General features: G+C 57.5%; 1 protein-coding gene. It reads left to right on the forward strand.

Annotation, left to right across the window (positions count from 1 at the left end):
• Positions 1-271: 271 nt before the first annotated feature.
• Positions 272-1892, forward strand: a 1621-nt coding sequence (locus BG52_RS05740; RefSeq protein ID WP_223298927.1) for an LTA synthase family protein, incomplete at its 3' end; no start/stop codon positions are given.

The following is a 1892-nucleotide window of genomic DNA, read 5'->3' on the forward strand; positions in this document are numbered from 1 at the left end:
CCGCTGCCGTTGCGGCTGCCATGGCAGTCGCCGGCCCGGTGAACGCCGCCGATTCCGTCGCGACACGTTTGTCCGTCAGCATAAGTATCCGCTCCTTTCCGCGCGTTCGCGCACCGCGGTCATGCCCTCGCGTACCGCAAGCGCTTTTGACTATCAGTATATCACCCAGCCGCAGGACCGGCATCCGCATGACCAGCTTGTGCCCGTCATACTATTCTTCACACCATTCCGGACGGCGTGATGACACGCGCGATGCCGGCGCTCGTTTGGGATGACCCAAACAGGAGCCGTGTGCGGCGGAGCGGCGGCTCTGTTAGTGGAAGTGGAAGAGTGGATACGTTATGATGAGGAAATGAAGTTCGAGATCAGCGTTGGAGGAATCAGGATGCCTGCAAGTTTACGCTATGCGCTTAGCCGCCCTTTTACGGTATTCACCTTATTGATCGCAGCCAAATTCTACATGACTTCGGCCGTCGTTTTCGGCAACGTCGGCTTTAATCCTTTGCTGTCGTCCCTGCCTTCGGCATGGCTGGCCTTCGGCCTGATCGAAGCGCTCGCCTCCAAGCGGAAGCTGACTGCCTACTGGAGCGTCAATCTGATCTACACCTGTATTTATTTTGCCGTCGTCATGTATTACAAATATTTCGGAATCATCGTGACGTATCACGCCTTGGCGCAGGTCGGCCAGGTAACCGAAGTCAAAGGCAGCGTTTTCCAGCTGATGCATCCTTACTTCCTGCTCATATTCATCGACCTGCTTGCGATCGTCGGGCTGTGGCTTTGGAGCAAAAGGTTTCGCTTATGGGCGGCGGAGGCAGGCAGACCCGGCATCGGCCATCGCGCCTTTTTCGCGGCCCTTGCTGCGGGCATGCTGGCCGTCAGTCTGACACAGGTGCTGTCTAACCGCGGTATCGTGAACGAGCTGAAGCAGGCCGAGCGAATGGGCGTCATCAATTACGAGGCCTATGCGATTCTCGCTTCCGGCATGAAGGAAACGGTCGATCCGGATACCGTGACAAGGGAAGCCGTGCAGCGGTTGAAAGGTATTCGGCCGGCGGCCGATCCGGTGGGCTGGGGCGCGGCCGAAGGCCGAAACATCATCTTCCTGCAGCTGGAAGCGTTCCAGAACATCATGCTCGATCTGCGCGTCGACGGCCAGGAAGTGACCCCGGTGCTGAACGGACTTAAACGGGAGGGCTTGTATTTTCCCCGCTTCTATCAACAGGTCGGCGCCGGCAACACCTCCGACTCCGAGTACACGGCCAACACTTCGCTCTACACGCCGCCCGCCGGAGCCGCTTCCGCGGTATACGCGGGCAAAGCGCTGCCGAGCCTGCCGAAGCTTTTGGAGGCCATGGGCTACGAAACCATGACGTTCCACACCAATGACGTGAACTTCTGGAATCGGGATCAACTGTACCAGGCGTTGGGATTCAACCGTTATTACGACAGCTCGTTTTTCAAGGATGAGGATTGGGTTCATTTCGGCTCCTCCGACGAGGTGCTTTACCGCAAGACGGTGGAAGAGTTGGCCCGTTATGACGCACAGGGCGCCAAGTTCTATGCGGCACTCGTCTCGATGTCGGGACACCATCCGTTCAACCTTCCGCCGCGCAAAAACAAAATGAAGCTGCCCGAACGCTTCAACGACACGTTCGTCGGCGATTATATCCGTTCCCAGAATTATGCAGATTTCGCGCTGGGCCAATTCGTCGACCGCCTGAAAGCGGCCGGGCTCTGGGAGAAAAGCATGATCGTCATTTACGGCGATCATATGGGGATGCCGATCTATTCGCTTACCAAGGATGACAGGAGGCTGCTCGAAGGGCTGCTCAAGAGACCGTACGACTACACCGGCATGCTGAACATTCCGCTGATCATAGTGGCTCCCG

Source organism: Paenibacillus darwinianus (assembly GCF_000598065.1).
GTDB lineage: Bacteria > Bacillota > Bacilli > Paenibacillales > Paenibacillaceae > Paenibacillus_I > Paenibacillus_I darwinianus.